The organism is Streptomyces sp. NPDC005962, from assembly GCF_040629205.1.
Classification (GTDB): domain Bacteria; phylum Actinomycetota; class Actinomycetes; order Streptomycetales; family Streptomycetaceae; genus Streptomyces.
On sequence record NZ_JBEXVE010000015.1, the window covers coordinates 71,764 to 96,051 of the forward strand.

Genomic DNA, 24,288 nt, shown 5'->3' on the forward strand with positions numbered 1-24,288 from the left:
GACCGCCCACCAGAAAGACCAACTCGCCCAGCCTTCGAGGTGATCATGTATTTCCCGTCGACCAGCAATGACCTGCCCGAGACCGCCGACGCACTGGTCATCGGCGCTGGTGCCTCCGGAGCCGTAGCAGTAAGAGAACTCGCCGCCCGTGGGTTCAGCGTTGTGTGCCTGGAACAGGGCGGGTGGACACCGCGCAGCGATTTCGCGGGCGCCACCGCAGAGTGGGAACTGCTGTCCCAGAAGACGTGGCACCCCAACCCGAACGTCCGCTCCGCCACTTCGGACTACCCGATCGAGGTCAGCGATTCCGATGTCAACCCCCTGATGTACAGCGGCGTCGGCGGCAGCACCATCCTGTACGGGGCGCACTGGCTGCGCTCGCTTCCCTCGGACTTCCGGGTGCGCACTCTGGACGGCGTCGCCGACGACTGGCCACTGACCTACGAGGATCTGGAACCTTTCTACGACCGGGCGGACCGGGACATCGGCGCCTCCGGGCTGGCTGGCGACCCCGCCTACCCGGAGAGCACCGCTTACCCGCTGCCGCCGCTGCCGATCGGCAAGGCCGGCCTGAAGGCAGCACGTGGAATGGACAAACTCGGATGGCATTGGTGGCCGGGAACCAACGCCATCGCCTCACGCTCCTACCGCGGTCGCTCGGCCTGCGTACGCCGCGGAACGTGCCAGACCGGCTGCCCCGAGGGCGCCAAGGCGTCCACCGACATCACCCACTGGCCGCAGGCGATCGAACATGGCGCGCGATTGGTGACAGGAGCGCGCGTCACCGAGATCACGGTCAACGCCCGAGGACTGGCAGACGGGGCCGTCTACACAGACCGCTCTGGCATGCAGCACCGTCAGAAGGCGTCCGTAGTTATTGTCGCGGCCAACGGCGTCGGCACACCGCGCTTGCTTTTGCTCTCGACATCGCCGCGCTTCCCCGAAGGCCTCGCGAACTCCTCCGGGCTCGTCGGGAAACGACTGATGATCCACCCCTACGCCGCGGTGGTCGGCACCTACGATGAGCAACTCGAAAGCTGGCTGGGACCAGCCGGCCAGACCATCACCTCCCTGCAGTTCTACGAGACCGACAGCTCGCGCGGATTCGTACGCGGCGGCAAGTGGCAGACCATGCCGACCGGAGGTCCCCTGGGACACCGGTCCGGCTACGGCGGCCGGCCCAGCACCGAGGCGTGGGGGGCCAACTTCCACCGAGCAGCACGCAACGTCGGGCACTCCTTCGAATGGGGCGTCATCGCCGAGGACCTCCCCGACGAGGCCAACCGGGTCGCCCTCGACACCCAACTGACCGACACGGACGGCGTCCCCGCCCCCAAGATCGTCTACAGGACGTCGGAGAACACCCGTCGTCTGCTGGACTTCCACATCGACAGGATGCGCGAAGCCCACGAAGCGGCAGGGGCCGCCTCCACGGTCGACACCCCGCTGATGCGCGACTGTGGCTGGCACCTGCTGGGCACCGCCCGTATGGGCTCTGACCCCGCGACCAGCGTCGTCGACGAATGGGGTCGCGCCCACGACGTACCCAACCTCTACGTGATGGACGGCAGCACGTTCGTCACCTCGACCGGAGTCAACCCGACGGCCACCATCATGGCGCTCGCCCTGCGCTCGGTCGAACGCCTCATCGCGCAACGCATCGACCAGGAGATCCCGGCATGACACCGCACGACCAGTCCGACGACACCCTCATCGAGGGCGACCGCACTCTGTATGGGGCCCTGGCCGACGTTCTCATCCCATCCGCCGAGGGCATGCCCTCGGCCACTGAGGCCGACGTGCCTGGCACCTGGCTCGACCAGGCACTGCGTGCCCGGCCAGACATGTACCGGGCACTCCGCCACACCCTGGACTCGGCACGAGACGCTCCCGCCACGCCCAAGGCTGTACTCGACCATCTCGCCGAGATCAGCCCGGCGGACTTCGAGTCGTTCGCAATGCTCACGGCCGGTGCCTACTACCTCAACCCCTCGGTCCGTGAACGGATCGGCTACCCCGGCCAGGAAGACCGCCCGGCGACCGAAGACGTCGACGCCTACCTGGACCTGCTTGAACATGTCGTCGACCGCGGTCCAGTCTGCCGTCTCACCCCACCTGAGGCGGGCAGCACGCATGCCGAGGATCCCACACGCGGCAAGGAGAACTAGCGCCATGCGCTTGGCCAACAGGACAGCGGTTATCACCGGCGCGGCCACTGGTATTGGTCGCGCCACAGCCCTGCTATTCGCCCGCGAGGGCGCCAATGTGATCGTCGCTGACATCAACGACCCCGAGGGCAACGCGACCGCCGCAGCCATCACCGGGGCGGCCGGACACTCCCACTACGTGCACGCTGACACCTCCCGCGCAAAGGAGGTGGAGTCGCTGCTGCAGCATGCCGCCAACCGCTTCGGGGGGATCGACATCATCGTCAACAGCGCCGGAGTGCAACGCTCGGGCAGCATCACCGGCTTCCCCGAAGCGGACTGGGATCTCATGATGCAGGTCAACCCCAAGACCTGTTTCCTCACTGCCCGCTTCGGCACGCCACTGCTGCAGAAACGCGGCGGCGGGACCATCGTCAACATTGCCTCGATCGCCGGGCTGAAAGGTGGCCCCGGACAGACCGCCTATTCCGCCTCCAAGGGGGCTGTGATCGCCTTCTCCAAAGCACTCGCAGCCGAACTTGCTCCCGACGGCATCCGTGTCAACGCACTGTGTCCAGGCTGGGTGGACACCCCGTTCAACGAGCCGGCCATCGCCTTCATGGGCGGGCGCGCCGCACAGGAGGAGATGGTCACCCGCACCGTCCCTTTGCAGCGCCAAGGCACCCCCGAGGAGATCGCTGCGGCAGCCCTGTTCCTCGCCTCCGACGCCTCCTCCTACCTGACCGGGCAGGCCCTCATCATCGACGGCGGTGTCCTTTGACCGCCCCCACCCTCCGGACACCTGGCTGGGCTCGGCCAGGACCACCATGAACAGGAGCGCCTTGTGACCATCACCCTCACCCAAGCGGAAGCCGCGATCAATGCCGCCAAAGGTCGGGCCGTTGAGTTGGGCGTGCCGATGTCCATCGCTGTCGTAGACGCCGGAGGACACCTCGTCGCTTTCGCCCGCCAGGACGACGCCAACCTCGTCAGCCTGGACATTGCGATCGGCAAGGCATACACCTCAGCTGTCATGCGGATGCCCACCGCTGACATCACCGAACTCGTCCAGCCCGGCGCGCCTCTCTACAACCTCGCCATCGCCAACACCAGCCGCCCCCTGGTCACCTTCGCCGGCGGCCATCCCCTTGGCCACCCGGTCACCGGCGCGATCGGCATCTCTGGCGGAACGGTAGAGCAGGACGACGACGTCGCCCGCGCCGCCCTCGACCCCCGCTGACCCACCCAAAACCGTTGGCCCCCACGGTGTGCACGCCGTACCTGGTCACAACCCCAGAAGGGAGGGCACGTCACGGCGTTGACCACCCCCGGCAGTCGACCGCGGCACAGCAGTGCGCGCTCGATGCGGCTGGTCTCGACCCGCCGTTGGATTCGTGGAGATCAACAGGGACCAGGGCCCGTGCCCGCTCTGCTTTCTGTGTGCCGCTCCTTCGCGTTGCCGACAGCCGACTTCGCAGGCCTGAGGCCAAGCGCTCCGAGATCAGTTGGCTGGGAGGGGTAGGGAGAGGAACGAACTTGATCTCCGGCGGCCTCTTGATCCCGCTCTTCGACGATCAAGGTCATGCCCTCGGCCGTCGCGGAAGCCTTCTGTAGTCCTACCCAACCGTGGGGACAACGTTCGCTGATCTGCGGTCGCGCCCGTAATGTTTCGTCAGTGCCCAGCACAGATCTCCAGACGACGCTGTCATGCTCCATGAACTGAGGATCGTTGCGGCTTCTAACTGATTGAGGACATCGAGTAGCGCGGTGGATGCCAGACCGCACTCACGTGCCAGTCGCTCCGCTTCGGCCATCCCGTGATCGCCTCCTGGAGCAGTGTGGGCCGCGAGACACAGGGCAACAAGTCGGGGAAGAGGCACGCAGCCCGTACGGACACAGCTGGAGGCGCGTAGCGCCCAGTCGGCGGCGCTCAGTCTGTCGGGGCGCTGGGTATTGGGTGAACAATCCGGTGTCGAGCAGGTGGACGACCACGACACGATCACTGGAGCGCGGCTTGTGCAGGGTCGTACGCAGCCACTGTGCCTGTTCGAGTTCCCGCCAGGGGTCCGTGGCCGGTGCCAGCCGAAGGCTGCGCAGCACTCCGAACGGCAAGCGGACTTGGGCCGAGTCGTTCATCCGCAAGGCGCACTGTAGAGCGATCAGCCGGCCAGCGGCTCCTGTGTCGGCCGGTAGTGCCGCGGCGAGGTAGCTGAGCATCTCGCGTACCCGGGTCTGCCCGTCCGGGCTTCTGGGGCGGCGGTGCTTGCGACGGATGTTCGAGTGCGTGGAGGGCGCTGCCGTCGCGCCTGCGATTGCGTCGGGCACGACGGATGCCTGCGAGGTGGCCGCGGCGCAGGCTGTACAGGCGTCGGCGAGACGCCATAGCCGTCCGCCTTGCTCTCGTGCCAGCAAAAGCCGGATGGGCCCGCTGCAACCACGGTGGCGGGGGTGCCAGTGACAGCCGCGCTCGTGGCATTGGCAGGTGCGGAGGTGCGCCGGGATGGGATCGCGGCGGGCGTGGCGAGCCAGGTGAGCCAGGAGTTCCGATCGGGCCGATCGACCGCTCAGCGGTCGCCGACTGTGGGGGCACTGCTGGCACACGAGGATCGGCCCGCCGGGCTGCGGGCGCAGTTCTGCTGTCCAGGCACGGCGGACTCCGGGTCGTGTCGTGCGAAGTCTCATGGGGCGCTGGTCCCTCCCGTCGTTTCCGCGCCGCCCCGCAGAAATCTGGGGGTGGCCGCACACGCTAGTGCAGACCTCTGCCCTGTGCGTGGCGCCATCGCTCGCAAAAAACAGGGCAGAGGTCTGCACTGACAGGGCAGGGCTCTGCACCGTCGGATGGTTAGATGAATTCTTCCGCCCGATCCGGACTTCCATGAGCTGCGTCTGGAACTCTCGCGGCTGCGGGCGGCGCGAGGCTGGAGCTATGACCAGCTCGCAGCAGGCCGTCGAGCTTCTCCTTGGATCGCGAGATGAGGGCGACGTCGAAGCCGTGGCCGCCGAAGACAGCGAGTGCAACCCCGGCGTGGAAGGGCTTTTCACGAGTCCGAACATCGCCGAGGGCCGTTCCGGCGTCGCGCTCCACCTGCGCATCACCGTGCTGGGTCCGGACGCGGCACCCGTCATCGGCGGTCAGGAGAGGTATACGGGGCAGGTGTACCTGCCTGAGGAGTACAACGAGGCCGTGGCGGGGCTCGCACCCTACAACCAGCACACGACCCTGGAGCGGCTGCGCAACGAGGACGACTTGGTCTACCAGTCGGCGGGCGGGCCGGACCTGCTCCTTGACGTGGCGCCGGTCGACCCGCGCGACGTTGAAGCCGGACTGACCGCATCGTTCACCTTGACCGTCGCCTCCGCCTAGGTGCCGCACCCGGGCCCTGGATAGGCGCCGTTCGGGGTCGCGCGCAGGGATCGCCCAAGCCACCCGGCGCCTGCCCCGCGCAGAGCATTGCTCTGCCGGGCAGGAGGATGGTGGTGACCGGTGCGACATCCAACAGAGGTCGTTGGGCCGGGGTTACGGCTTGGCGTTGGCTCCCTGGCGACGGGCCTTGACGGGCTCGGGGAGGAACCGGTTGAGGAAGGCGGTGCGCTGTGTGGCGCGGTCGCCTCCGACGACGTGGTCCTTTCCGGCGAGGAGGGCGTCGACGCCCTGTTTGGCGACGAGCCGTTTGTCATTCTTCCGGCCCTTGCCGATGGAGGTCTGGCCCATGCCGGCGCGGGCATGGAAGTCGCTGTCGGTGGCACCGGGCAGGAGAGCGGTGACAGTGACGCCGGTTCCGCGGAGCTCTTCGCGCAGGGACTCGGCGAAGGAGTAGCCGAACGCCTTCGACGGCCCGTAGACGGTCTCGTAGGGCGTGGGCGTCGTGGCGGAGATGGAGGAGGTGATGAGTATGCGGCCGGCGCCGCGGGCCAGCATGTCGGGCACGACGCGTTTGGCGAGGTGGACGACGGCGTTGATATTGAGGGCGATGAGGTTGAGTTCGTCGTCGAGGTCGGTGTCGGTGGCGAAGGCGCCGCCGATGCTGATGCCGGCATTGAGAACGGCGATGTCCAGGGACCTTCCGGTCTCGTGGACCTGCTTCCAGAGGTTTTCGACGCCGTCATAGGTACCGAGGTCGGCGCGGAGCGGATAGACGGTGGCGCCAAGGGCCCGCAGTCCTTCGGCGACGGTGTCGATGGAGTCGCTGCGGCCGGTGCCGATGATGTCGTAGCCGCGGTTGGCCAGTTCGAGGGCGACTTCGGTGCCGATGCCGTTGGAGGCGCCGGTGACGAAGGCGAGCGGTCGGCGAACGGTGGACGTGGGCATGATGGTTCCTCCCATGAAGGGGGCGTTCGGAGCGCGAGAGAGCCCGTACGGTCGGGCACCGGAACGCTCCTCCTACGGGTTCGAGCCCCGGCGCTCGTGTGGCGGTGCGTCGGCCGGGGTCTGGTCTGTCCGGCGGATGCTCCAGCTGGCGAGGATGCGGAGCTTTTCGAGGTCGGCGTTGGTCTTGCCGGCGTAGATGAACAGGATTTGGTCCGGGTCGCCGGGGAGAGTGAGGGCCTCGTAGGTGATGTCGAGGCGGCCGACCAGGGGGTGGTCGAACCGCTTGGTGCCCCAGGTGCGTTCGACGACGGTGCGCTCGGCCCACCAGGTCACGAACTCGGGGCTCGCAGCCTTGAGTTTGTCGACGAAGCGGGCTGTCTGCGCGTCGTTGGGGTAGCGGCCGGCTTCGGCGCGCAGGACACCGACGACTTCGGAGGTGACCTGGGCCCAGTCGAGGTAGAGGTCGCGAGCGGCAGGGTCCAGGAGCATCCAGCGCAGCAGATTGCGGTCGTCGGTATCGCGCTCGTTGAACGGGGTCAGCAGCGCATCGAGGAGGGCGTTGGAAGCCAGGACCTCGTTGCGGCGCCCGAGGACGAAGGCGGGCTGGTCGTGCATGCCGTCGAGGATGCGCATCAGGTCGGGGCGTACCTGCTGGCGCGGTGTGGGTTCCTTTGCCGCCTGCCGGGGCTGGGGGCGGAGCAGATCGCGCAGGTACTGGGTTTCGGCCTGGGTCAGCTGGAGCGCTTCGGCGATGGACAGGATGACGCCTTCGGAGGCGCTGGTCAGCCGTCCCTGTTCGAGGCGGGTGTAGTAGTCCACGCTGACGCCGGCCAGCTGCGCGACCTCCTCGCGGCGCAGGCCCGGGACGCGGCGGCCCGGGTGGTTCGTCAGCCCGGCCTGTGAGGGCCGGAGCGCGTCACGCCGGGTGCGCAGAAACTCTTTGATCTCCTCGGCTTTCTTCGCCATGTCCTCCAGTGTTCCCCGGCCCCGGGTGAGGTTCCACTGCTGAAGGGGGGCAGGTCTTTCCCGGTCAAGACCAGCCCCCGCTACGGCCTTGGCCTGCGGCTTTGTCGTCACCGGCTGCTCGACCGGCTTCGGCCGTGCCCTGGCCCGGCAGGTTCTCGCAGCCGGTCACCGGGCGGTCGTCACCGCCCGCAGCGCCGACCAGGTGAAGGACATCGTCGATGCCTATGCCGACGACGCGCTCGCACTGCCGCTGGACGTCATCGACCCCGCCGCAGGTGCCGGCCGCGGTCGTCGCCGCCAAGTTCGCCGTCGAGGGCCTCACCGACGCTGAAAAGCCCCGTCACCACCCGCGCTGTCATGAGGTGTCATCGACTGTCGTGACCTGTCACGGGCTCAGACGGGCCGGTGCGTGGGTTGTCGGGTGGCATGACACGCAGTGGTCCGAGCGCTGGTCGGAGTGGTGAGGCCAGTCGGCCTCCGGACGTCCCCGCGACGGGCTCGGGGTGTCCTGTCTGAGGAGTGCGGCATGCGCCTCGCGGAGCTCGGGGCCCGGGTATAACCCCAGTTCATCCGCCAGGCGCCGCCGTACGGAGTCGTACATGTGCAGGGCGTCGACCTGCCGTCCGGCGGCGTGCAGACAGGTCATCAGCTGCGCCGTCAGACTCTCGCGCAGCGGATGCTGGCCCACGGCGTACCTCAGGTCCGCCACGGCCTCCGCCGGCCGGCCGGCCCGCAGTAATCGCTTGGCCAGCGCTTCCAGCGCGTTGAGGCGCGCGTCCTCCCAGGGGATCGCCAGGTCGTGCCAGCAGGCGAATCCCGCCAGGTCGGTCAGGACCTGTCCGCGCCACAGCGCCAGGGCCTCGCGCAGGAGGGAGACGGCGTCGACGTCGTGGATGCGCTCGGAGGCGGCCTCCGCCAGCTGTGTGAACAGGTGGGCGTCCACCCGGTCCGCGTCGATGACGAGCGCGTATCCGGGAGAGCACGTCTCGATCGACACACGGGGTCCGAGTGCCTGTCTGAGCGCGGATATGTGGCCGTGTACGACGGTCCGGGCGTGCTTGGGAGGGGCGCCTTCCCAGAGCACGTTGACCAGCCGGTCCATGGAGACGACCCGGTTCGTGTCCAGCGCCAGCAGGGAAAGCAGCGCGCGCCGCTTGCGGGTCTCCACCCGGATGAGAGTTCCGCTGTCGGTCACCAGCTGCACGGGTCCCAACACGTTTACGCGCAATGGACACGCCTTTCTCGAACCCCCTGCAATACCGGACGCCACCGTAACTTCGCTTCCCTGTCGCGCACAACGGTGCCGTGGGATCTGGGAATCCCCTAGGGAATGTTTACGGAGCGGAAAGGGCGAGGGCCTTGGCCGCTTCGATGCCCCGTGCATCATGTCGGCAAACGAGACCCACATCACCATCACCGGCGCCGTGCCGGAGCTCTTGCGGTCTCGCCATGGCGGGACGGTGCGCTATTGAATTTCCGGTGGAATGCCATTTAGGGTTCGCGATATGGCGAATCAGACCGCAGCCGGTCCGGAGCTTCTTCAATACGTCAGGGACGTCTCCCTCAGGGAAGATGAGATCCTGCGCGATCTGCGCCTGCTGACCGCGGAGCTGCCCGGTGGGGAAGCGATGCAGGTCATGGCCGAGGAGGGGCAGTTCCTCGCGTTTCTGATCGCGTCGACCGGAGCCGCGGAGGTGCTGGAGATCGGCACCTTCACCGGTTACAGCACCCTGTGCATGGCTCGCGCTCTTCCGCCGCACGGGCGATTGGTCACCTGTGACATCAGTGAGCGGTGGCCGGAGATCGGCGCCGATTACTGGCGGCGGGCGGGCGTTTCCGAGCGGATCGAGGTTCGTATCGGTGCGGCGACCGACACTCTTGAGAAGATGATCGCCGAAGGCTGTTCCGATGGTTTCGGTCTTGTTTTCATCGATGGAGACAAGGCGAATTACCCGCGGTACTACGAGCTGGCCTTGCGACTTGTGCGGCCGGGCGGACTGCTGGTGATCGACAACACGCTTTTTTTCGGCCGCGTCATCGACCCCCTCGCCGACGACGCGGACACCGCCGGTGTGCGTGAGGTCAATGCCAGAATCCGCGACGACCAGCGGGTCGATGTCTGCATGCTCCCGGTGGCCGACGGCATCACTCTGGTCCGCCGGAAGTGAGCTCGCAGGCGATCAGCTTGGTCATGGTGGGGGCGTCCCGCCGCTCGGCGGCGAGGTGCAGCAGCTGGACGTCCTCGCCGGAACTCACCGGGACCTGACCCCGGCAGTCGCAGGGCTGCTCGTCGAAGCCGCCGAACCGGTAGGCGATCTCCATCATCCGGTTGCGGTCGGTGGCGCGGAAGTCCGCCAGCAGATGGACACCGGCCCGGGCGGCCTCGTCTGCCAGCCAGTTCAGGATGATCGTCCCGGCGCCGAACGCCACCACCCGGCACGAGGTGGCCAGCAGCTTGAGATGCCACGCCGCCGGGTGCTTTTGGAGCAGCACCACCCCCACGGCGCCGTGCGGCCCGAAGCGGTCGGTCAGCGTCGTGACCAGGACCTCGTGGCCGGGGTCGGCGAGGAGCGCGCGCAGCACCCCGTCCGGGTAGTGCACCCCGGTCGCGTTCATCTGGCTGGTGCGCAGGGTCAGTTCCTCGACCCGCGTCAGCTCGTCCTCCGTGGCCCGCTCGATGCGCATCTCCATGTCCAGCGAGCGCAGGAAGTCCTCGTGCGAGCCGGTGAACCGTGACTGCTCGTCCGTGCGCCGGAAGCCCGCCTGGTACATCTTCCGGCGCTGCCGCGAGTCGGCGGTCACCGACCCCGGGCTGAACTCGGGCAGGCCGAGCAGCGCCGTGGCGTCCTCCGCCGGATAGCAGCGCACATCCGGGAGGTGGTAGGCGACCTCGGCCCGCTCGGCCGGCTGGTCGTCGATGAAGGCGATGGTGCCGGGGGCGAAATTCAGCTGCTCGGTGATCCGGCCTACGGCGTCCGACTTACGCCCCCAGCCGATCTCCGGGAGGACGAAGTAGTCGGCGACGCCGAGCGCCTCCAACCGCGACCAGGCGAGGTCGTGGTCGTTGCGGCTGCACACCGACTGGAGTATGCCGCGCGCGTCCAGAGCGGCGATCACCTCGCGGATCGCCTCGGGCAGGACGACGTTCCCGTCCTCCAGCAACGTGCCCTGCCAGAGCGTGTTGTCGAGGTCCCAGACCAGGCACTTCACGGTCACGGGCGGGACCGCCGGGGCGGTGTCGCTCATGTTCGGCTCCTCGTGGCGGCGTCGGCCAGGATCAGCTGGCACACCTCGTTGCTGCCCTCGATGATTTCCATCAGCTTGGCGTCGCGGTACGCCCGGGCCACGACGTGACCGTCCTGCGCCCCGGCCGACGCGAGCACCTGGACCGCGGCCGCCGCGCCCTTGGCCGCCTGCCCGGCGCTGACGTACTTGGCCAGCACGACGGCGGTGGCCAGGTCGGCGGCGTTGTCGTCCCAGCAGCGGCTGGCGTACTCGCAGGCCCGGGTGGCGACCTGCTCGGCGGCCCACAGGTCGGCCAGGTGCCGGGCGACGAGCTGGTGCTGCCCCAGCGGTTGGCCGAACTGGTGCCGGGTCGCGGCGTGGTCGACGGCCGCCGCCACACAGGCCCGCAGAATCCCGGCGCACCCCCAGGCGACGGAGATCCGGCCGTACGCCAGGGCCGTCGTCACCAGCAGGGGCAGCGGCTGCCGCCCGCCGCCCAGCAGGCTGTCGAGCGGCAACCGCACCCCGTCGAGCTGGACATCGGCGTGCCCGGCCGCGCGGCAGCCCAGCGGATCGGCCACCCGCCGCACCCGGACCCCGGGGGCGGTCCGGGGGACCACCACCACGGCGGCGCCCTCGTCCATCCGGGCGATGACCAGGAGGAGATCGGCGTAGTCGGCGGCGGTCACCCACTTCTTGCGGCCGGTGAGCACCAGGGTGTCCCCGTCGGTGGTGACGGTGGTCTCGATGGCCGACAGGTCGCTGCCCGCCTGCGGTTCGCTGAAGGCCACGGCGGCGGTGTCGCCCGAGGCCAGCCGCGGCAGCAGCGCCGCCGCCTGCGCCGGGTCACCGAGCCGTTCGACCATCCACGCGGCCATGCCCTGCGAGGTCATGACGCTCCGCAGCGAGCTGCACAGACTGCCGACGTGCGCGGTGAACTCCCCGCTGTCCGCGCTGCTCCACCCCAATCCGCCGTACCGGGCCGGGAGCTGGGTCGCGAGCTGCCCTGCCGCACCGAGTTTCCGCACCAGCTCCTCGGGCAGCAGGCCCGCCCGGTCCCAGTCGGACGCCCGGTCGCCGACCAGCTCGGTGACCGCCGAGGCCGCCGCGGCGACGGCTTCACGCACCGGAGCCCCCGGAGCCGCCGGGCCCACCGGAGCCGCCGTGGGCCGGTTCCCGGAGCCGTTCGACCAGCGCGGCCATCCCCAGCACCGTGCGGAAGTTCTCCATCCGCAGATCGGCGCCGCGGATGGCGATGCCGTACGTCCGCTCCAGGTGCACCACCAGCTCCATGGCGAAGAGCGAGGACAGCCCACCGGAACCGAAGACATCCGAGTCGGTCGCCCAGGTCTTCCCCGTGCGCTTCGCCAGGAACCCCAGCAGGTCCGTCTGGACCGTGCCGGGGCCGCCGATGGGGTCGGATGACGTGGTCATGCCTGCTCTCCCTCGTAGTCGTAGAAGCCGCGCCCGCTCTTGCGGCCGAGGTGGCCCGCCCGCACCAGCTCCAGCAGCAAGTCGCAGGGGCGGCACCCTTCGTCGCCGGTCCGGCTGTGCAGCACCCACAGCGAGTCGACGAGGTTGTCCAGCCCGATGAGGTCGGCGGTGCGCAGCGGGCCCGTCGGATGACCCAGACAGCCCTGCATCAGCCGGTCGACCGACTCCGCGCTCGCGGTGCCCGCCGCCACCACCCGGACCGCATCGTTGATCATGGGGTGCAGGATGCGGCTGGTGACGAAGCCCGGCGCGTCGTCCACCACGATCGGCTCCCGGCGCAGCGCGGCGAGCAGGGCCCGCAGCGCGTCCAGGGTGGCTTCGCCGGTCCGCGCACCCCGGATGACCTCGACCGTCCGGATCAGATACGGCGGGTTCATGAAGTGGGTGCCGACCAGATCCTCCGGCCGCGCCACCGCCCCGGCCAGTTCGTCGATGGGGATCGCCGACGTGTTCGAGATGACCGGGGTGCCCGGCGGGACCAGCGCGGACACCTCCGCGAGGACCTTCGCCTTGGCGTCGGCGTTCTCGGTGACCGCCTCGATCACCGCGATGGGCGCCGCGTCGTCGCCCGTGACCAGGTCGGCGAGCGACAGGCCGGTGACGAGAGCGCCGGGGTCGGCCTCGTCCGGCAGCGCGCCCATCAGCCGCGCCATCCGCACCTGGTGGCCGATGCTCGCCGGGACCTCGTCCAGCCGCCGCCGGTCCAGGTCGATCAGCGACACCGCCATCCCGTGCCCGACCGCCAGCGCGGCGATGCCCGTCCCCATCACCCCCGCCCCGAGCACAGCCAGTCGCTGCCCGGCGCCGGGCGTACCGTACTCCGCTGCCATGTCGCCTCTCTTTCGGTCCCGAGCCGTTGCCGCCGGTGGTCACGCCTCCGGGCGGCTCACCTCGTTCCGGGGCGGTCGCGGTGGCACGAGGTCGCCCGTGGGTTGGGTGTAGAACTGCTGCGCCCAGTGCCGGTACCGGCCGATCGGGCCGTCGCCCTTGGCCAGCTTCGGCTGCTCGACGTGTTCCTGGTGGTGCCACATCAGCAGGTCCGCGCCGGTGTCGACGCTCGCCACCCGCTGAAGGACGGTGCTGAGCAGCCGGGCTACGGGCATCGCCGTCGCGCGCGCCAGCTTCTCGGGCACGCCGGGGACGCCGTTCAGCTCCAGCTTCGTACCGAAGCGGAGCTGGATGCGCCCCGGGCCGGTCGGGGTCGCGTGGAGCATCACATAGAGGTTGCCCGCGCCCAGCGGCAGGACCGTCCGCGCCGCGATGGTGGCCAGCCCGATCACGGTGAGCGTGTAGGACTGCCGGAAGCCGCGCATCATGGTGCCGCGGGCGGTCGCGGTGACGGTGCTGACCGGCTCCCCGGTCACCGGGGAACCCTCGATGTCGAGCCCCTTGAGGCCGTGCAGCGCCGGGAGATGGCCCCAGTCGAAGGCGTTCTCGATGACGTCCTGCGGGTGACCGGCGATATCGAAGGTGTCGTGGCTGTACGGCTGCCGGTCGTCCATGGGGAAGACCGGGATCTCCCACTGCGGTGGCAGGCCGAGGGCGTGCCACCACACATAGATCGAGCCGTTGGCCTCGCACACCGGGTACTGCGTCAGCGACGCCTTCGGCGGCGGCTGGTCGTAGCCGGTGCGCACGCAGACACCGGCCGGGTCGAACGCGAACCGGTGGAAGGGGCAGACGATGTCCTCGCCCTCGACCGATCCGCCGACCCCGAGATGTGCTCCCAGATGCGGGCACCGGGGCTTGACGGCCCGCAGCACGCCCTTGGCCGTGCGGTAGAGCACGACCTCCGCGCCCGCGAGCGGACGGGTGGTGAGGGAGCCCGGCCGCACCTCGTCGGTGAAGGCCAGGCAGAACCACCCGTTCGGGTAGGGGCGGGAGGCGGCGTGCAGGGTGTCGGCCGGAGCCGCCACCGGCAGATCGACCTTCCGGGAGCTGAGGAGCTGCTTCACGAGGGGCAGCAGATGAGGCTTCATGGCATCACTCCTGGTGCTTCACCGGGCAGGCGGCGGCGCCCGGCTGCGTAGACGGCTGGGCGGACGGCTGGGCGGACGCGGACCGCGGCGCGGCCGCGCGCAGCCCGGCGTCGTCGGCGCCGCCCGTCCGCCGCTCGCTGAGCCGCAGGCGCAGCCCGCGCGAACTCAGGCTGGTCTCCACCTTGGGCTGGAACGGCTGGTCGCCGACGGGGGACAGATCCCAGCGGGCGACGATGGCGGTGAGCGCCAGGATGGCCTCGTTGAGGGCGAATTGGTCCCCGATGCACTTGCGGGCCCCGGCGCCGAACGGGATGTAGCTGGCCCGGTCGGGCTGGGCGTCGAGCCAGCGGTCCGGGTCGAACCGGTCGGGCTCGGCGTAGAGGTCGGACCGGCGGTGCAGGAGATACGGGCTGAGGACGAGGGTGCTGCCGCCCTTGAGCCGTACTCCGCCGAGTTCGGCGTCCTGCCTCAGGGTGCGGGTCATCATCCAGGCGGGCGGATACAGCCGCAGCGTCTCGGTCACCACCCGGGCGGCCAGGCCCAGCGAGGGCAGATGCGCGGGATCGAGCTTCCCACCGGCCAGGACCTCGTCGGTCTCGGCCTGGAGGCGCCGCTGGATCTCCGGGTTCGTGGCGAGCAGATGCAGCGCCCAGGCCAGGGTGATGGCCGTGGTCTCCATGCCGCCGAGGAAGAACGTGAGGGCCTCGTCCGCGAGTTCGCTGTCGCTCAGTCGCTTCTGGCCGCCCTCGCTCTCCTCGTCGACCGCCCCGATCAGCGTGGAGAGCAGATCGGCGTGGTCGGTCGGATCGGCCCGCCGCTCGGCGATGATCTGCTCGATGGTGGCCGACAGCCGGTGCCGGGCGGCGTCGTAGCGCCGCTTCTGCGGAGTGGGCAGCCGGCGCAGCAGCGCCGGTGTCATCATCCGGCGGAAGAACGCGCTCACGACGACGGCGGTGTCGGCCAGGGCCCGCCGCATGGTCTCCGCGGGCAGCGCGCCGCTGAACATCGTCTCCATGGTGGCCCGCGTCGTCAGCGTCATCATTTCCTGCGTGACGTCGAGGATGTCGCCGTCGCGCCAGGAGTCCGCCTTCAGCTGCCCCGCCCGGGCGAACACCGCCCCGTACCCGGGGAGCCGGGTGGGGTGGAACGACGGCTGGCACAGCCGCCGCTGCCGCCGGTGGAGGTCGTACGAGCAGGTGGACAGGCCGTCGCCGATGACCTCGCGTATCCGGTCGTAGATCGGGCCGCCCTTGTCGTAGACCCGGTCGTTCAGGAACACCTGCCGGGTCAGGGCCGGATCACAGACCATCACGGCGGAAGTCGGGCCCAGCCGGACGCGGACCATCGTGCGGTACCCGGACAGGGACATGATGAACGCCAGCGGATCGCGCAGCAGCGGCAGCGCGTGGCCCAGCAGCGGCAGGGCCCGCGGCGCGAGCGGGACCGACGCGGCGGTCGCCGTACTCGTGTCTGTCATGGTCAACCTCATTCCGTTGTGGATCGACCGGCCGACGGCGCGGCGACGGGATCGCGAGTGATCTCCAGCAGCGCGGTGGTCCAGCGGAACCCGAGCCCGAAACTCACCACGAGGACGCGTTCCCCGGCCCGCAGCGTGCCGGAGCGGAACGCCTGGTCGAGGGCGAGCAGGACATCGGACGGGCCCGCGTGGCCGAGATGGCGGCCGAACGTCCAGCTGGTGTCGTCGGAACGGAGGCTGAGCGATGAGCCGGAGAGCACCAGGTCGAGCACCACCGACCCGATCGCGATGGCCACCACATGAGAGATGTCGGCCGGTTTCACCCCGCTTTCGTCGAGGACCGTCTCGACGCAGCGGCGGGTGGACCGCTGGAGCGCGTCGATATGGGGCATGAGCCCGGTCTCCTCGATGAGGCCGACACCGGCGCGCCCCTCCCTGGCCCGGGTCAGCACCTCCAGCTGCGGTTCCATGGCCTGGGCGGTCGCCACCAGGCGGGCGAAGCCCGTCCCCCGGGTGAGGACGGCGGCGGCGCCCGCGTCACCGGCCACGTAACCGGTCTCCCGGACGTGGCCCCACCGCTTGTCCGGGAACCGGGCACCGGCCGTGACCAGCGCGGCTTTCGCCTCCGGCCGGGCGGTGAGGTGCCCGGCCGCGGTGACGAGCGCGGCGGCACCGCCGTCACTGGCGGCGCCCAGCTCGATCCCGGTGGTGTCCGGTCCGCCGAGCACCCGCACCAGATAGGGCGCGGGCGTGTAGTGGTCCTCGTCCTGGAAGTTGGCGTGCACGAGCAGACCCACGTCGGCCCCGGTGACGTCCGCGTGGCGCAGCGCCTTGAGCCCGGCGCGGGCCGCCATCTGCGCCGCCGTGTGGTCCGTCGAGACGGCGGCCGAGGTGAATCCGTTGAGCGCCGCCATGGAGGGCTGCCCGGAGACCGGTTTCTCCCACGGCACGTGCTCGGGCCTGATGGGCGGTATCCACGCACCGGTCCCGGCGATCGTGATGTCCTGCCACAACACCGCTGTCTCCTCGGCTGTCACGAATGGGTGGGCTGGGGAACGCCGCCGTGCGGCCGGACCAGTTCTCCGCTGTGGTCCAGGGCGTGTGCGCTGACGCCGGTGATCCGGGCCAGCACCCGGCCGTCACCGGTCACCGCGGTCAGGGCCCCGGTGGCGAACTCGCAGTGCAGCCGGATGGCCGGGTTCTCCGCGCTGAGCCGGCAGTCGTCGCCCGGCCCGCTGAGATGGACCTCGTCGAGACCGGCCATCGGGCCGACCCGGGGCGGGTGGTCACCGCGCGGTGGCAGCAGGAGCAGGTGCACCATGGCGTCCAGCAGGATCGCGGGCACGGTCATCCCGGCCAGGGCCGGGGCCCAGGCGGCGTGGTCCAGGGTGAACCGGGCGCTGTTCCCGTCCGGCCCGCGCGTGTAGTCGCTGGTACCGGCGAACGGGCCGGTGAGCGAGATCGGCGGGTCGGGGGAGTAGACCGGCATCGCGAAATCCGGTTCGGGTTCGTAGGACGAGCAGTCGGGGGGCCCGGGGAGCGCGGGGAAGCGGTCCGCCAGCACGACCGTCGTCTCGCACAGCAGGTCGTTGAAGCGCAGCACCTTGCCGTTCTTGCCGGTCCGGTGCGCCGTCATTTTGACGGCCACCTCGGCGCGGTCCCGCGTCCGGCTGATGACCCGCGCTTCCACCGCGACGGTGCGCGGCGGCCCGGCGAGCCTGACGGTGATCGACGACCGGCAGACGAGACCGCGGAACCCGGTGACCACGAGGCCGGGGCAGAGGGTCGCGGCCGCACCGGCCGCGGCCTCCAGGGTGAAGGTGCCGGGCAGCATGTACTCACCGTTGACCCGGTGGTGGCGCATCCACCGCCCGTCCTGCTCGGCCAGCGTGCCCGGTTCCCAGGTCTTGGTGAAGACGGCCCAGCTCTTGCCACGGTGCAGGACACCGTCGAGCAGCGGCGTGGTCAGCGCCGGGTCCGGCGGGGCGGGCGGCGGCGCGTCCGGGGCGGGGAGCGGCAGCTCGCCCGAGGCGCCGTGGGTGCTGATCCCGCGCCGGGCCAGCAGGACGCGTTCCTCCTCGCGGAGGAAGAACGCCACCCCGCTCGCCGGCGGCCGGGTCACGGCGGAGAGGAACTGCGCGCAGCCTTGCGCGGTGCTGATGTACGCGTCCATCTGGTTGCGCTTGAGGGTCTCCCGCATGGTGACGCTGCTGGCGACGCCGACCTCCCGCCAGCCGCTCCAGAGGATCGCGATCTCCTGATGGCCGTCCGGCCCGTGCCGCTGGGCCCGGGCGCTCGCGTACGCGAGGTACTCGTTGACGGCGCAGTAGTCGATGTCGCCGGGTGCGGGGGCGAGCGTCGCCAGGGTGCTGAAGTTGCACCAGATCTTGGGCGGACGCCCGGCCAGGGCCCGTTTGAGGTTGCGGTAGCCGGTGGCCTTGGTGGCCCGGACCGCCCGGAAGTCGGTCAGGGTCTTGGCGTGCAGCGCACGCGACCGCAGGTCGAGGACGGTGTTGATGAGCAGGTCGATCTGTCCGTGCCGGTCGAGGATCTCGCCGAGGACGGCGGTGGTGCGCTCGGCGTCGAGGACGTCGCACACCCGGTGGTGGACCCGGTCCGGGCCGCACAGCTCGGCCAGCCGCCGCACCGTGGCGCGTACTTCCAGGCGCGCCTGGGCCTTCTCGTAGAGGGCGCGCAGCTCACGCACCGAGGCGCCGGGGCGTTCGCGGCGTTCGGCGGCGATGAACTCGGCCTGCGGCGGCAGCGCTTCGCCGGTTTCCGGCAGCGGGGTGCGGCCGATGACGTACACCTGCGGCCGGTCGCTGGTGCGGGCGATCGCCTGGAGGAGCTCGGGGGTGATGCCCCGGGCGCCGCCGAAGGCCACCACGACCGCGCCGGGCGGCAGTGAGGCCTCGCCCGCCGGGGGCGGCGCCGCGTGGTCGTCGGCGACGGCCAGGGCGAACCAGGCGCCCCCGCGGCAGGCCAGGGTGTGCGTCGGCACCTGGGCGGTGGTCGCCCGGGCCAGTTGGTCCAGGGCGGTCGCGGCGTCCGGCGCGTCGCTGAGCAGGGTCACCCCGCCGCACTGCGGAACCTCGGCCCGGACGGAGCGTACGAGACCGGTGAACAGCCCGCTCAATGGGGGCGGCAGGTCGTCCGGCAGCGCCCCGAGCAGGACCGCGCCGAGCGAGCCACCGCTGCGCAGCGCGGGCAGCGCCGCTTGGAGCGTGGTGAAGGTGAGGTCCTGGAGGTCTTCCAACCGGGTCGCCTCGGCCTCGTCGCTCCCGTCGCTGCTCCGGGCGCCGCCTCCGCCTCCGCTTCCGTCGCCGCCGTCGGGCAGCCGGGAGAGGACCCGGATGTGGCGCGGGATGAACGGCAGGCCGCTCAGCGCGTCGGGCGCCTCTTCGGCCCGCACATGGGTGGCGGTTTCGAGGCCCGGCCGAGGTGACCAGACGGCGATGTCCGGGCCGGTGACCGCCGCGGCGAGATCCGGGGCGTCGGTGATGACGACGGTGCCCGGCGGGATCGGCGGCGTGTCCGAGCCGCCCTGCGGCGGGGCCGTCGGGACGAGCTGGAAGGTCTGGCGGCGGCCGGTGAAGTCCTCGGCCCGCTCCGGCTCCTCCCGGGCCGGGTCGTGGTGGGACGCGTCGCCCGGCCCGGTGAACCGGATCAGCGGCGATCCGGCGGCGGCGGGCGTCACGACGGTGTCCGTCCCCGTGACGACGCCCTTGAGGACGGCCAGCAGGGCGTCCAGCGACAGGTAGGTGTGTCCGGCGCCGTCCAGCACGGGAAGGGAGTGCGCGGCCGTGGCCGGGGACCGGACATCGTCGCCGGCGACCGCGGTGGAGAGCGTGCCCAGGACGGGCAGGTTGTGCTCCAGCGCGGTGGAACGCCGGGTGACCGCCAGGACGGCGGCGCCTTCCGCGATCGACCGGCCCTCCGGCACCAGACCGGTGAGGTGGCGGTCCCAGCCGCTGATCGGCCGCAGGCACACCGCGCCGATCAGGGCGAGGTCGCAGGCCCGGTGCCGCAGCTGGCGCAGGGCCAGATCGGCGGCGGAGTGCGCGGAGTCCCGGTGGGCGTAGATGCTGGTCCCCAGGCCCCGGAAGTCGTAGTAGTTGGCGGCCCGGCCCGACAGGATGCAGGAGACGGCCCCGGTGAAGTCGTCCTCGTTGAGGTCGCCGGGGATCACCCCCGCGGCCTCCGCCATCCCCTTCGCCAGGTATTCCCTCAGCGTCTGTGCCTGCGCCTGGTCGGGCAGGATGTCGAACGCGGTGGCGCACTCGTTGGCGTGCACCCGCAGCGCGGCCCGGGTGTTGTGGGTGGTCGGCAGCGTCGATCCCACCACTATCGCCGTGGTGGGTCGCAGGGTGGTGCCCGGCTCGCCGAGCTGGTCCAGCAGCGGGCCGAGGGCCTGGAGCATCATCAGGTGGGCGGCGTCCATGTGCCGCATCGTCAGCGGCGGGATGCGCACCTCACGCGGCGACGGCAGGGGGTACGGCGTACCGAACCCCGCCTCCGGGAGCGGGCCGTCACCCGCCAGCCAGGCGGGCACCTGGGCGGACTCCAGACCGGGCAGGTGGGTGTTCCAGCCCACCACGACCAGGTCCTCCGTGTCGGTGGGCAGCCCGCCCCGTCGCTCCGCGGGGGCGGCCTGCGGCACGCGGTCGGAGAGGACCACGTGCGCGTCCGCTCCTCCGAGGCCGAACGACGACACCCCGACCACCCGCGGCCGTGCGTCATCCGTCGGCCAGGGCGCGTCCTTGACGGGTACGGTCAGCCGCGTGCCGTCTCCCAGCAGCGGATGCGGATCGGTGACCACGGGCTGACCGGGGACCGCCCCGCGTTCGAGGGCGACCAGCGCGTGCGCGACGGAGACCAGGCCCGCCAGTACGCCGGTGTGCCCGAAGACCTGCTTGTTCGACGTCAGCAGGCACGCCCGCTCCCGAGGCCCCAACCGGGAGAGCAGCGACCGCAGTTCGATCTCGTCGCCGACCGGTGTGCCGGTGCCGTGTGCCACGACCCAGTCCACGTCGTCGGCCTCGACGCCCGCGTCGGCCCAGGCCCGGGCGATCGCCAGCTCCTGCCCGCGGGTGGCCGGGGCGTGAATGCCCTTGCCCCGGCCGTCGGCGGCGAGACCGGTGCCCCGGATGACCCCGAGCACCCGGTCGCCGTCCGCCACGGCCCGCGCGTACGACTTCATGGCGATCATGACGGAGCCCTCGCCGATCAGGGTGCCGTCGGCCGCCTGGTCGAAGGGGCGAATCCTGCCGCTCATCGAGATGCCCTGGGCCCGGCAGAAGAGCGTGAACCCGATCGGCTCGATGACCGAGGTGCCACCGGCCAGCGCCACGTCGCAGGAGCCCTCGCGCAGCGCCTTGACCGCCGCGTCCAGGGCGAACAGTCCGCTGGCACAGGCCGCGTCGAGGGTCAGGTGCTGCGCGTCGGCGGGCACCAGCCCGCGCAGCGCGTTGCGGGAGACGGACGCGGGCAGGTAGGCCTGCGGGTCCCCGCCGTCGCCGCCGTACTGCGCGCTGATCGCGTGGTCGGCCAGCTCGGCGAGCCAGTCACCGTCCTGGCCCGCGGGCAGCGCCTCGCGCACCATGCGCCGGTACTCGTCGCCCAGCACGACACCCTGGGGGCCGAGCCCCGTCTGGTCGTGGATGCCGGTGGTCGCGGCGAGCCACCGGTCGGTCGGGCGCTGTCGCACCCCCGCCAGGGCCTGGACGGTGCAGTGCCGCAGCCAGCGATTGGTCCGCGGCCACCCGGGGTGGCCGATGTTCCCGTCCGGTTCGGCGATCGAGGCGGGGTCGGGGACGAAGTTCTGGACGTACCCGGCCTCACGGACGTAGAAGGCGTCGGTGTCCTCCCGGGTGGGCGCCCAGAAGTGCTTCAGGTCGAAGGCGGACGGCTCGCTGGAGATCAGGACGCCTTCGCGCAGCCGGTCCCAGAACTCCGCCGTGTTGTTCGCGCCGGGCAGTGCCACGCCGAGACCGACCACGGCGATGGCCTCGGGGTCCACGTCGGGGGTGGGGTCAGGCGCGTGATCCGGAGCCTGATCCGGTGCTGGGTCCATGGCTTGGTCCGGCGCTTGGTCCGGCGTTTGATTCTGCGCCGGGGTCGCCGCCGGTGCCGGTACGGGCGCCGAGTGGGCGGGCGCCGGTTGTCCGGGGGCGGGCCGGTTCGCCTCGGGCGGCGTCGGTACGACCGCCGACGGGGCCGGTTCCGGCCGGCGCCGGGCGGGCGTACTCACCTGGTCCGCCAGCCTGCTGTGCAGCCGCAGGCCCTGCATCCCGCCGATGCTGATGCCGCCGTCGGCGACGAGGGTCTGCCCGGTGATGAAGCCGGTGTCCTCGTGCAGCAGATGGACGATCAGCTTGGCCGCGTCCGGCGTCGAGAGGGTACGGCGCATCAGCTCACCGGCCTCGGCCGGGTCGCCGAGCGCCGCCGCCGGATCGTCGAGATTGACGACGATCTCACTGGCGACGGAGCCCAGCAGCACGGTGTTGACCCGGGTGCCCTGGGGGACCAGTTCGAGCGCCAAGTAGCGGACGAGCGACTCCAGGGCCGCCTTGGTGACACCGCCGGGGCCGTACCCCGGAACCGGCTGGTGTGCGCCGACGCTGGACAGGCAGAGGATGCTCGCGCCCTCGCGCCCCTCCATCAGCCCGGCCGCCCGGCGCGAACAGTGGTAGGCCGCCATCACATTGGTGGACCAGGCCCGCTGCCAGTAGGTGTCATCGATGTCGAACAGCGGCAGGAACGCCCCGCCCGCGGCGTTGTTGATCAGAATGTCCAGGCCGCCGTGCCGCTCCTGGATCAGGTCGAACATCCGGTCGATCTCGCTGGTCTTGGCCACCGAGGCGCGGATGAACTCGCAGCTGTGACCGGCCTGTTCCAGCTCGGCCTGGAGCAGCTTGGCCTGCTCGTCGGAGTGGAAGTAGTTGACGATCACGTGGGCGCCGCACTGGGCCAGGCGGCGGACGATGTCCGCGCCGAGGCTCTTCGCGGCCCCGGTCACGAGGGCGATCCGGCCCCGCAGGTCGATCGTGGAGGTCATCGCCCGGCAGCCTCCGCCCGGGCCTGTACGACGGTCTCCGCGATCCGGCGCAGCGTGCCGACGGTCAGCAGGGAGGAGTTCGACCGCAGACCGGGCAGGCCGAACCGGTCGGACACCCGGCCGAGCAGGGCGACCTGCTTCAGGGACTCCACGCCCAACTCGGACTCCAGGCCGTCGTCCTCACCGAGCAGATCCGGCGGGTAGCCGAGGAAGTCGCCGTAGAGCGTCCGCAAGTCGGCCAGGACGGTTTCGTAGTCCAGCTCGCCGGACACCGGCGCGGCAGCGGCCGGGACGACGGCGGCCGGGGCCTCCATGACCGCGACGGCGGCTGGAGCGGCTGGAGCGGCTGGGGCCACCGGGGCGGGCGGGGCCACCGGAGCCGCTGGGGCGACCGGGGCGGGCGGGGCAGGCGGAGCCACCGGGGCCGGGGCAGGCGGTGCCACCGGAGCCACGTACACAGCCGGAGCCACCGCGACAGCCGGAGCCACCGGGGCCGTCACCGGGGCCGGGGCGGAGACCGGGGCCACGTAGGACACGGGGGCCGTGGGCGCGCTCACCTGCGCGGCGGGGCTGTGGCCGTTGCTCGACGGCGCGGGCAGCCGCGGGCGGAACGGGCCGGGGCCACCGTCGGCGGACTCGGCGACCAGCGCCCGGACGGCTTCCACCGGGTCGCTCTCGCTCAGCGGGACGACACACTGCACACCCGGGAGCGAGGACTCGACGAACTTGGTGACGACGGGCCACTCCCCGCACTCCACGAAGGCGTCGGCACCCGCCGCGTGCAGGTCACGAAGCGTGTGCAGCATCCGGACCCGGGCGGTGAGCGCCCCGGAGACCAGGTCCACCGGGTCGTCGTCGCCGATGTCCCGCCCCAGCCAGGGGGAGCACACTCGCCAGCGCCCGGCACCGTACGGAATCCGCGGCGCGGTCGCCCGCAGGTCCCGCGCGGCCTGGGCCATCGCCGGAGTGTGGGTCGGATGCGGGACCTCCAGGCGGAGACTCGGCCAGCCGAGCGTGTCGGCCACCCGCTCCACGTGCTCGATCAGCGGCTCGGGGCCGCTGATGACGCTCTGCCGGGGGGCGTTCTCGCAGGCCACCACGAGGTGGGGATGGTTGATCAGCGCGGCGAGCGCCTCCGCCCGGCGGCCGTCCACGCCGACCGCGAGCATCTTTCCGTCCCAGCTCTGCCGGGTCAGCACCTGGGACCGGGCCACGGCCAGGCGCGCGGCGTCCTCCACGGACAGATGACCCGCGGCGGCCAGGGCCCACAGCTCCCCGATGCTCTGCCCGACGATCGCGACGGGCCTGAGGCCCTCGGCGATCAGCATGTGGTGGGTCGCGATGCTGACCGCGAAGATCTCCAGGTATTGCACCTCGGGGCCGCGCTGGTCACTGGTCCCGTTCTGCTCGATCAGCCGGGTGCTGATGTCGGGGAGTCCCATTTCCCGGGCTGCCTTGTCGATACGGGACAGCGCTTCCCGCACCGTCTCGTAGCGGTTGTGGAAATCGCACAGAACGCCACCGCGCGGGGCGGCCACCGTACCGGGCATGACAATGACAGAATCCACGTGCATCACCCTCAATCTCCGCCCCGACTGCGGGCGATGTCGCATCGGCCGGCCGGGGGCCCTGAA

Annotated in this window: 19 protein-coding genes and 1 pseudogene; 8 read left to right on the forward strand and 12 right to left on the reverse strand. The window is 71.0% G+C overall.

Annotation, left to right across the window (positions count from 1 at the left end; translation table 11 throughout):
• The first annotated feature begins 45 nt into the window (after positions 1-45).
• From ABZ370_RS24530 to ABZ370_RS24555, 6 genes and pseudogenes are all read left to right on the forward strand, one after another.
• Positions 46-1,683, forward strand: a complete 1,638-nt coding sequence (locus ABZ370_RS24530; protein WP_358624659.1) for a GMC family oxidoreductase — start codon at positions 46-48, stop codon at positions 1,681-1,683.
• Entirely contained in the window at positions 1,680-2,168 is a 489-nt protein-coding gene (locus tag ABZ370_RS24535; RefSeq protein ID WP_358624661.1) for a hypothetical protein, read from the forward strand. The genes ABZ370_RS24530 and ABZ370_RS24535 overlap by 4 nt, the downstream gene beginning before the upstream one ends.
• Positions 2,169-2,172: 4 nt before the next feature.
• Positions 2,173-2,928: an SDR family oxidoreductase gene (locus ABZ370_RS24540; RefSeq protein ID WP_358624664.1), complete on the forward strand. Its 756-nt coding sequence runs from the start codon at positions 2,173-2,175 to the stop codon at positions 2,926-2,928.
• Positions 2,929-2,991: 63 nt separating this feature from the next.
• Entirely contained in the window at positions 2,992-3,387 is a 396-nt protein-coding gene (locus tag ABZ370_RS24545) for a heme-binding protein (RefSeq protein WP_358624666.1), read from the forward strand.
• A 1,610-nt stretch (positions 3,388-4,997) separates the two neighbouring features.
• Positions 4,998-5,090: pseudogene (locus tag ABZ370_RS24550) on the forward strand (XRE family transcriptional regulator); the annotation flags it as partial.
• The gene (locus ABZ370_RS24555) at positions 5,074-5,511 is read left to right on the forward strand and encodes a hypothetical protein (RefSeq protein WP_358624668.1); all 438 of its coding nucleotides are present in this window, start codon (positions 5,074-5,076) and stop codon (positions 5,509-5,511) included. The pseudogene ABZ370_RS24550 and the gene ABZ370_RS24555, both read left to right, overlap by 17 nt.
• Positions 5,512-5,664: 153 nt before the next feature.
• Here the strand turns inward: ABZ370_RS24555 and ABZ370_RS24560 are convergent, their stop codons facing one another.
• The gene (locus tag ABZ370_RS24560) at positions 5,665-6,456 is read right to left on the reverse strand and encodes an SDR family NAD(P)-dependent oxidoreductase (protein WP_358624671.1); all 792 of its coding nucleotides are present in this window, start codon (positions 6,454-6,456) and stop codon (positions 5,665-5,667) included.
• A gap of 72 nt (positions 6,457-6,528) precedes the next feature.
• Positions 6,529-7,422 (reverse strand): helix-turn-helix transcriptional regulator, encoded by an 894-nt coding sequence (locus tag ABZ370_RS24565; RefSeq protein ID WP_358624673.1) that lies wholly within the window; start codon positions 7,420-7,422, stop codon positions 6,529-6,531.
• A gap of 88 nt (positions 7,423-7,510) precedes the next feature.
• Between ABZ370_RS24565 and ABZ370_RS24570 the strand changes: the two genes are divergently transcribed.
• Positions 7,511-7,753: an SDR family NAD(P)-dependent oxidoreductase gene (locus ABZ370_RS24570; protein ID WP_358624675.1), complete on the forward strand. Its 243-nt coding sequence runs from the start codon at positions 7,511-7,513 to the stop codon at positions 7,751-7,753.
• A gap of 54 nt (positions 7,754-7,807) precedes the next feature.
• On the opposite strand, the gene ABZ370_RS24575 is transcribed toward ABZ370_RS24570, so the two are convergent.
• Positions 7,808-8,626, reverse strand: coding sequence for an AfsR/SARP family transcriptional regulator (locus ABZ370_RS24575; protein WP_358624677.1), 819 nt, complete (start codon positions 8,624-8,626; stop codon positions 7,808-7,810).
• Positions 8,627-8,927: 301 nt separating this feature from the next.
• On the opposite strand from ABZ370_RS24575, the gene ABZ370_RS24580 reads away from it, so the two are divergent.
• A complete protein-coding gene (locus tag ABZ370_RS24580) occupies positions 8,928-9,590 on the forward strand; it encodes a class I SAM-dependent methyltransferase (RefSeq protein ID WP_358624679.1) in 663 nt (220 codons plus the stop codon).
• Here ABZ370_RS24580 and ABZ370_RS24585 read toward each other — a convergent pair.
• Genes ABZ370_RS24585 through ABZ370_RS24625 form a run of 9 tightly spaced genes read right to left on the reverse strand, consistent with a single transcriptional unit; the run spans position 9,568 to position 24,222 of the window.
• Positions 9,568-10,668, reverse strand: a complete 1,101-nt coding sequence (locus tag ABZ370_RS24585; protein ID WP_358624681.1) for an HAD-IIIC family phosphatase — start codon at positions 10,666-10,668, stop codon at positions 9,568-9,570. The two genes, ABZ370_RS24580 and ABZ370_RS24585, sit on opposite strands and share 23 nt — an antisense overlap.
• Positions 10,665-11,774, reverse strand: coding sequence for an acyl-CoA dehydrogenase family protein (locus tag ABZ370_RS24590; protein ID WP_358624684.1), 1,110 nt, complete (start codon positions 11,772-11,774; stop codon positions 10,665-10,667). Before ABZ370_RS24590 ends, ABZ370_RS24585 begins: the two co-directional genes overlap by 4 nt.
• Entirely contained in the window at positions 11,767-12,081 is a 315-nt protein-coding gene (locus ABZ370_RS24595; RefSeq protein WP_358624687.1) for an acyl carrier protein, read from the reverse strand. The genes ABZ370_RS24590 and ABZ370_RS24595 overlap by 8 nt, the downstream gene beginning before the upstream one ends.
• Entirely contained in the window at positions 12,078-12,971 is an 894-nt protein-coding gene (locus ABZ370_RS24600; RefSeq protein ID WP_358624689.1) for a 3-hydroxyacyl-CoA dehydrogenase family protein, read from the reverse strand. Before ABZ370_RS24600 ends, ABZ370_RS24595 begins: the two co-directional genes overlap by 4 nt.
• A gap of 39 nt (positions 12,972-13,010) precedes the next feature.
• A complete protein-coding gene (locus ABZ370_RS24605; RefSeq protein WP_358624691.1) occupies positions 13,011-14,120 on the reverse strand; it encodes a Rieske 2Fe-2S domain-containing protein in 1,110 nt (369 codons plus the stop codon).
• Positions 14,121-14,124: 4 nt separating this feature from the next.
• The gene (locus ABZ370_RS24610; protein ID WP_358624693.1) at positions 14,125-15,597 is read right to left on the reverse strand and encodes a cytochrome P450; all 1,473 of its coding nucleotides are present in this window, start codon (positions 15,595-15,597) and stop codon (positions 14,125-14,127) included.
• Positions 15,598-15,605: 8 nt separating this feature from the next.
• Positions 15,606-16,613, reverse strand: coding sequence for a 3-oxoacyl-[acyl-carrier-protein] synthase III C-terminal domain-containing protein (locus ABZ370_RS24615; protein WP_358624696.1), 1,008 nt, complete (start codon positions 16,611-16,613; stop codon positions 15,606-15,608).
• Between the two features lie 17 nt (positions 16,614-16,630).
• Positions 16,631-22,654 carry an SDR family oxidoreductase gene (locus ABZ370_RS24620; RefSeq protein WP_358624698.1) on the reverse strand — a complete coding sequence of 2,008 codons (6,024 nt, stop codon included), beginning with the start codon at positions 22,652-22,654 and terminating at the stop codon, positions 16,631-16,633.
• Entirely contained in the window at positions 22,651-24,222 is a 1,572-nt protein-coding gene (locus tag ABZ370_RS24625; protein WP_358624700.1) for an acyltransferase domain-containing protein, read from the reverse strand. Before ABZ370_RS24625 ends, ABZ370_RS24620 begins: the two co-directional genes overlap by 4 nt.
• Positions 24,223-24,288 lie beyond the last annotated feature (66 nt).